Raw genomic sequence first — 7,270 nt, forward strand, 5'->3', positions numbered from 1 at the left:
TGCTGTAACCGGTCAACGGTTACGAGCGCAATATAGATCAAATCCCAAGCACGAGGTAGTTTCGCCATGGGAACCTTTTACGCAAGATGCAAATTCGAAAACCCAGCGGATCGGTCCAAATCCGTCGTCATTCCAAAACTATTGGTAGACACGGGAAGTGAATTTACCTGGGTGTCTCAGCGTATGCTGGAACGGATCGGCATCGGTCGAGAAAAAAAGGACCTACGATTTGTCCTCGCAAACGGCCAAGAAGTCACCCGCAGCGCGGGCTTCGCGATCATCCGCCTCGACAAGTTTTTTACCATTGACGAAGTGGTCTTTGCCGAACCCGGCGACCTGCAACTTTTGGGAGCGCACACGCTCGAAGGACTGAATTTGATCGTCGAACCCGCCAGGCGAAGACTCATTGCCGCCGGCCCACTTCCCGCCGCGTCACCCACACGCCCGAAGCGAAGTCCACACCGCCGTTAATTCATCGCCTTGGCAAATCCGCGGATCGTCTCTTCCCTGCTGCCGCCCGGCGGGCTGTAGGGAATGATGGCGATCTGTTGGATGCCGGTTTTCTTGATGCGCGCGATCTGCGCGCGGCACTGATCGACCGTACCGGCGATGGCGAACTTGTCGACCAGCCAGTCGGGGATCACTTCGGCGTGATTCGCCTGCTGATCCATGTGATGGTAATAGTCGTAGGTCTTGCGAATTTCTTCCAAAACTTTCTGTTCGCTGGGATCGAGCACGTAGGGCAGCGGATGGGCGACCACGCGGGCGACGTGGGCTTTGACCGCGTCCTTGGCATTGGCCGTTTCGGAAACCGCGCAGGGAACCCACAAAACTAAATTGATGTCTTCGAGCTTGCGCCCTGCCGCTTTCGCCCCCGCGGCGATTTTTTCTTTGGCGTGAGCGATGTAATCGTCGGCGACGCCGACCAACACGATAATGCCGTCGGCGATGCGGCCGGAAAGTTCGAGCATCTTCGGCCCGCTGGCGGCGATGTAGATCGGCACTTGGTTTTTGCACGGATGCAGCAAGTGAATTTTTCCCGTCGGCAACTCAGCTTCTTTGCCGGCGAATAATTCGCGCATCTGCTGCAGCGACTTTTCGAAATTCGCCAGCGTCGACGGCTTCATGCCCATGGTTTCCACCGAGCTGTCGCCCAGACCGATGCCGACGATCATGCGGCCAGGACCGTACTCTTCCAATGTCGCGTAACCGCTGGCGACTACAGACGGATGGCGCGTCAACGGATTGGTCACGCCGGTGCCCAACTTCACTTTTGTCGTGTTGAGCATCATCGCCGCCATATTGATGTAAGCTTCGCGCCAAATCAGATGCGAATCGCCGACCCAGATGTGGCTGAAGCCGACTTCTTCGCTGACCTTGGCCAGGTGAATCATTTTTTGCAGCGGCTCGGTGGGAAACAGGCCGACGCCAAATTCGAATGCGCTCACGATAAAGTCTCCTTTAACAACAACTCTCGCTGGCGGCCCGCTCCGGCGGCGGCGTCTGTTGGCTGCGCCCGGCGACTTGGACAACACCGTCGATGATCACATAAGAAATTCCCGGTAGATCGCCCTTGGCAAAAGAATCGAGAGCGTCCTTCGACACTGAGCCGGTGATCTTGTGCAGCAGGACAATATCGGCGGGGCGCCCTTCCTCGATAGTACCGATATTCAAATCATGGGCGCGGCCGACGTTGCCGGTGGCCATGCAAATGGTTTTCTCCGGTTCGATCTCGCCGACGGAAGAAAGAAAAGCGATCTCGCGCAAAATCCCGCGCGGCACGATGCCGGTGCCGCCCGGCGTGTCCGTGCCGATGAGCACGCGCTGATGCAAGCCTTGCGTTTTGACGACACGGGCGAGGCTCAGAGCCAAGCGATAATTGCCCGACGTGCAGATTTCCATGAAGCAGTCGGTCTCGTTGGCGATGCGGATCATGTCTGCTTCGGCCATCGGAATCGGCCCGCCGGTGATGTGGCCGATGATGTCAGGGCGGATTTTTTGCACCATGTCGAAGCCGGCGATTTGGCTGACACCGGAGCGCGACACGCCGCCGGAATGAATCTTGACTTTAATGCCGCGCGCGTGCGCCCAGTCGACGTAACGATTGGCTTCGCCGTTGGGCAGCAAGCTGTAATCGTAAAAAATAAATTTAACTAGCTTGATACCGAGGGACTGAATCTCGTCAAAATCTTTTTCCGTCAAGCCCGGAACTAACAGTAAAGTGCCGGCATGCACTTTTACGCCCGACGGGCGCAGGTTGTCGTAGCATTTCTTAGTCACGATGGCGACGGACAACGCCGTGCGCGCGTCGGGAGGCAACGGCAATCCCGGCAAATGCAACTCGCCGGCGGAAATCAGCGCCGTCACGCCGCCATGCATATAGTTGGTGATCCAACCGATAGAATTCTGCGCCGGCGTGTATTCACCGATGGACGGGTGCGAGTGCGAATCGATCAAGCCAGGAATGGCGGTGATGCCGTTGGCGTCGATGGTTTGATCCGCGGCTTGATTCAGGCCGGTGCCGATCGCTTGCACGATGCCGTCGCGAATGAATATGGAATCCGCCTCGCGCAACGGACTCTCCAACTTGCCGGTCGCCAGCGTGCCGATGTTTTTGATCAGAATGGTGGACATGATTCAGTTTACTAAGATTTCGCGCACACGATATCAATAGCTAGTAGCGGTTCACGTTGATATGAACGAATCGTCCGATGTAGGGGCAGACCCCCGTGTCTGCCCTCCGAACCGGGCGACCACAGGGGGTCGCCCCTACTTCGGATTTCGAAAATAAACCACTACTCAAGAACAAGTTAGCCTTAGAAGCATATGACTAAGCCAGCGACAACAATTTGCGGACGATGCCGATCAGCACCAGCGCCGCACCGAAAGTCACGACGATGGTCGCGCCGGTGGGCAAATCCCAAAAGTACGAGAAGTAGCAACCGATCACGCTGACGCCGAAACCGACCAGCCAAGCGACCGAGACACTGCGACCGACTTGGATCTTGCCGCCCTCGCTCCTTCCCACCAGTAACATGGCGCAAACCGCCGGCACAACTAAATAAGAGAACACCAGCAAGACACCGGCGATGGCGACACTCGATGTGACGACGAAACCGAAGGTGCCGTAGAAAAATAGATCCCACTTCCACGGCCGCGGTGCTTGGGTCTTCGTCCACTCGTCGGTCTCGGACACTTCCCACAGGGGCTTGCGCCAAAGATAATGCAGCACGCCGATAGCGCCGTAAAGCAACGCCGTCTTCACCACCGTGCTCCACTGCACGAACAAGAGCGAACCGACGAGTATGTCTTTGACATGCTCGGCGCCGCCGGGCGCGCGGTCGACGACCAGAATCGCCGCCGCCGCCGAAACCGCGTAGACGATACCGATAAACGCTTCTTGCGGAATGCGCGCGCGGCGCGAACGGGTGAGCGAAAAGATCAACGCGCCAAGCAAAGTGAAGGCGAGGGAAAACCAGTAGGCTTCGCCGCCGTGGATGTCCAAGCCAAATAGAAACGCCACGGTGGCGCCGAGCGCGGCGATTTGCGCCAGGGCGATGTCGACGAAGATCACGCCGCGCCGCACCACATGTAGTCCGAGATAAGCGTGCAACCCGGTGAGAATCAAACTCGCCGCGAAGGGCGCGGCCATGATCGCGAAAAATTCACTCACGGAACAATCCCTTACTTTAGCGCGGCGCTGAGTTTGCCGACGATAGCGTCGAACAGATCGGGGTAAGTTTTAATAGTGTCCTCGCCGCCCACCGAGGAGGCGAGCGTCACGAGCTTGGCGCCGGTCTTATCGGCCACCGCCTTGGGCACGCTCGGACTGGTATAGTTGCTCGCCAACAGCGCTTTGATTTTTTTCTGCTGCATGGTTTGGATCAACTCTTCCAAATGGCGCGGCGTCGCCGGGATTCCCGGCTTATCCTCGACGTAGCCGACCACGCCGAGCCCCAACCAGTTTAATAAATACTCCCACTCCTTGTGATAAGTTACCAACTGCGTTCCGCGAAAGGGCGCCATCTGCTCTTCCCAACGTTTGCGCTTGGTGGCGATCTCGCTCTCGAAGTTTTTTAGATTCTGTTCGAACCGCGCGCTATCAGTGCCGGCCACTGCTTTTAATTCCTGAGACACGCGGCGCGCCACAATCACGCCGTTGCGCGGATCGAGCCAGTAGTGCGGATTACCGAACGGATGGACATCGCCCTGCGCCCGCGACAGCGGCCCGGTGGGTTTTTCCAGCACGGCGATTCCCGTGGACAAATCGACGACGATCATCGACGGATTGCGCGCGCCTTGAATCAACAGCGGCAACCAACCGACTTCCAACTCGAGGCCGACGTTGAACAGCATGCGCGCCCGGTTGACCACCCGAATGTAACTCGGCTTGGCTTCGACAAAATGCGGATCTTGATAGCCTTTGGCGATGCTTTCCACCGTGACCCGATCGCCGCCGATAGCTTTGACGATGGCGGCGATGTCCGAGGTGGTGGTAACAACTGCGGTCGGCTCCGCGGCCGTCGCAACCGAAGCCAGCAATAACAGCGAAAAAAATAATGTCAGGAAAAATTTCATCGCTTCTCCTAATATTGATGCGCCGGGTGGGAACCAATGGTGAAGTTCATTTGTAATAAAACTTCATTCACCGCCTTGGCGTTATTTTGAGTAGTGTAGCTGTGTTGCAGGCGCAGAGCCGAGAACTCGCTCGGCACCAGCGCCAACAACGTCGTCCAGCGATTTTTCCGGCCGTCGTCGAGTTTCGGCACGCCGAGCAAATCGTAACGCCCTTGAATCCACCAATTACGCGCGAACTGATACTGCAACGACGAATACAAACCGCCGCCGCGGCTCGACGGATCGCGCTCCCGCTCGCGGTTGAAATAAATATATTCGTTCTGCCAGATCAGCGCTCTCTCGGTCGCCTGCTGCAGCGGCCGCCACTTCATCGTCAGATCGACGCCGATCGCCTGGGACAACCGATGACCGGCGTCGGAGTTGCGCCCGGCGATGTACGAGTTGCCGAGTTCCACCGTCGTCGAGTCGGTCAAGTCGACAAAATTCTTCCAGTGGCCAAGATAAGCGCCGCGCCGCTTGGAGTCGGCGCCGTTACGAAACAAGCCGTCGTTCTCGCCGGCCATGCCTTGAAAGGTCAGCTCGGAAAACCACGGCGACGGCAGCAAGTAAGAAATGCCCATGCCGGGCTCGCGCAATCCCTCGTCGCCGAACACCGCTTGACTGATCAGCGGCCGGTTGATGAAAGGAAACTGATGGGTGTGCAAAATATTGTGCTTGCCGAAACCGGCATAGAACTTTCCTAGCTTGAGTCCGGTGTCGCGGGGCAGCAGGTCGTAGGGCAACTGTTCGGAAGTGACGAAACCCTCCTCGATGTCGACTTTACCGGCGCGGTCGACGGCTAAAATAAAGTTGGCCTTCCAATAGGGATCGACATCGGCGGTGAATTGAAACTCGGCTTCCTGAAAATTGAAACCGTTGTGAAAATTGCCGTCCGTCCAGCGCTCGGTGAACGGCGACTTCGACGAGTAGCCGCCGCCGAACAAACCGTTGACGCTGATCGCCGGATTGAAAGCGTTAAGCGCGCCCTTGCCGCTCGCCGGCGCGCTCGCCACCACCGGCTGCGGCTCGGCCGGCGGGTTGGCATTGGCAGCGTTGGCGGCCCGCTCTTTTTCCAGCTGCTCGAGCCGCTCGGCCATTTGTTTCATCGCCGCCTGCATCTCGCCCATTTGCCGTTTCAATGCGTCGATGACGCTGTCTTGAGCCTGGCCCACCGCCGGTGCGAGCAGGCAAACCGCCAATACGCCACACCCGCAAAGTTTGCTGAAAATTGAAACCATAAGTCTAACCTCCAATGAAAACACTGCCGGCATTCCACCCATGGGTGAGATGCTGGTAAAAAAATTTGCCAATGAACCGTGGAACTAAAGGGAGAGGAAACTCGGGGGGGCGCGACTGGCTTTGTTACTAATGACATGAAAGACGAACTCGGACTGGGAGATAAACTCGACAGACCGGTATTCGACGACCGCTAACGCGAGCGATGGCAACGCGGCGATTCCCGCTTCAGTCCGGCTGCCATGCAGACAACCGCATTCTTTGGCGACGTGGGGCGCCGCCACCGCGACGTGAAAATGGAGCGGCAGGAAGAATACCGCCAGAAACAGGAACAAACCGACAAAGCGCCGTCCATGGAGATTGATTAACGGCTGAGGCACTTGGGACATAAAGTTTGATAGCCCTTTGCCCAGACCTTGTCAATTCCGCGATTGCACCCGCAAGTTCTCTATTTGGAAGCTTTTAAAGCGTAGGTAAACCTCCCGCGGCCTCCGCCGTCTAATCCGCATGAGGGCTAATATGAACGCAAAAACAAGGAGATTCTGCTATGAATAAGTCACTGATGTTGGTTGGCGCGGGATTACTGGCGGTTGCCGTGGCAACGACTGGAACAGCTTCGATGGCGGCGGAAGGTAAAATCACCCCGGCCGAGAAACATGAACTGCGCCACGACCGGCGTGAGATCAAAGGCGACCGACGCGACATTCGCGAAGATCGCCGCGAGATCAAAGGCGATCGCAAAGAGTTACACAACGACCGCAAAGAATTGGTCGGCGACCGCCAGGAACTGCGCCGGGATTTGAAGAGCGGCGCGAGCAAAACCGAGATCGCTCAAGACCGTAAGGAAATTCGCCAAGACCGCAAAGAGATCGCCGACGACAAACGTGATCTCGCTAAAGATCGCCGCGAAATCAAAGGCGACCGCCGCGAGCTGCGTCAGGATCGCCGGGAATTTCGCCGCGACGTAAAAGATGCCCTGAAGAATTAGGCGGCGCAGATGGCTACGCTAACGCCGGCGGCAGGATTCGCTCGTCTCCGCCGGCCTGCCCTCAATCCTCGGCGCGCGACGGAAATAGCAACGGAGAGCAACGCATTGTCGAACTCTGGGGATGAGGCATTGGTGGCGCGCGCCCAACAGGGCGAGCGCCGGGCGTTTGAAGAGCTGGTCGAGCGCCATCAGCAGCGTGCCTATCATATCGCCTTTGGCTTCGCGCGCAATCGCGAAGACGCCAAGGATCTCTCCCAAGAAGCATTTTTGAAAGCGTACAGCTACTTAAGGAATCTCTGAACAAGTCATCTAGCAAGTCGTCTAATAACGAAGAGCAGAAAGACCGACAAGGTGAGGCGGGAGGAAAGAGCGTGGGGGAGCAGACAACGTTTGCGAGTTTGGCGTGGGCGAGAAAGAAAAAGCAGAGCA

At 57.3% G+C, this 7,270-nt stretch carries 8 protein-coding genes; 3 read left to right on the top strand and 5 right to left on the bottom strand.

Annotation, left to right across the window (positions count from 1 at the left end):
* The first annotated feature begins 66 nt into the window (after window positions 1–66).
* Window positions 67–471, top strand: coding sequence for a hypothetical protein (locus EXR70_05005; GenBank protein ID MSP37830.1), 405 nt, complete (start codon window positions 67–69; stop codon window positions 469–471).
* On the opposite strand, the gene EXR70_05010 is transcribed toward EXR70_05005, so the two are convergent.
* The 5 genes from EXR70_05010 to EXR70_05030 all read right to left on the bottom strand — a co-directional run bounded on the left by EXR70_05010 (window position 468) and on the right by EXR70_05030 (window position 5,855).
* The gene (locus tag EXR70_05010; GenBank protein MSP37831.1) at window positions 468–1,394 is read right to left on the bottom strand and encodes an LLM class flavin-dependent oxidoreductase; all 927 of its coding nucleotides are present in this window, start codon (window positions 1,392–1,394) and stop codon (window positions 468–470) included. The two genes, EXR70_05005 and EXR70_05010, sit on opposite strands and share 4 nt — an antisense overlap.
* Before the next feature lie 67 nt (window positions 1,395–1,461).
* The gene (locus tag EXR70_05015; GenBank protein ID MSP37832.1) at window positions 1,462–2,634 is read right to left on the bottom strand and encodes an adenosine deaminase; all 1,173 of its coding nucleotides are present in this window, start codon (window positions 2,632–2,634) and stop codon (window positions 1,462–1,464) included.
* Between the two features lie 196 nt (window positions 2,635–2,830).
* Window positions 2,831–3,652 carry a metal ABC transporter permease gene (locus EXR70_05020; GenBank protein MSP37833.1) on the bottom strand — a complete coding sequence of 274 codons (822 nt, stop codon included), beginning with the start codon at window positions 3,650–3,652 and terminating at the stop codon, window positions 2,831–2,833.
* A 32-nt stretch (window positions 3,653–3,684) separates the two neighbouring features.
* Window positions 3,685–4,578, bottom strand: coding sequence for a zinc ABC transporter substrate-binding protein (locus EXR70_05025; GenBank protein ID MSP37834.1), 894 nt, complete (start codon window positions 4,576–4,578; stop codon window positions 3,685–3,687).
* 8 nt (window positions 4,579–4,586) lie between these two features.
* Window positions 4,587–5,855, bottom strand: coding sequence for a hypothetical protein (locus EXR70_05030; protein MSP37835.1), 1,269 nt, complete (start codon window positions 5,853–5,855; stop codon window positions 4,587–4,589).
* 545 nt (window positions 5,856–6,400) lie between these two features.
* On the opposite strand from EXR70_05030, the gene EXR70_05035 reads away from it, so the two are divergent.
* Entirely contained in the window at window positions 6,401–6,841 is a 441-nt protein-coding gene (locus EXR70_05035) for a hypothetical protein (protein MSP37836.1), read from the top strand.
* A 9-nt stretch (window positions 6,842–6,850) separates the two neighbouring features.
* Window positions 6,851–7,141 carry a hypothetical protein gene (locus tag EXR70_05040; protein MSP37837.1) on the top strand — a complete coding sequence of 97 codons (291 nt, stop codon included), beginning with the start codon at window positions 6,851–6,853 and terminating at the stop codon, window positions 7,139–7,141.
* The last annotated feature ends 129 nt before the right edge of the window (window positions 7,142–7,270 follow it).

Source organism: Deltaproteobacteria bacterium, from assembly GCA_009692615.1.
Classification (GTDB): domain Bacteria; phylum Desulfobacterota; class Binatia; order UBA9968; family UBA9968; genus DP-20.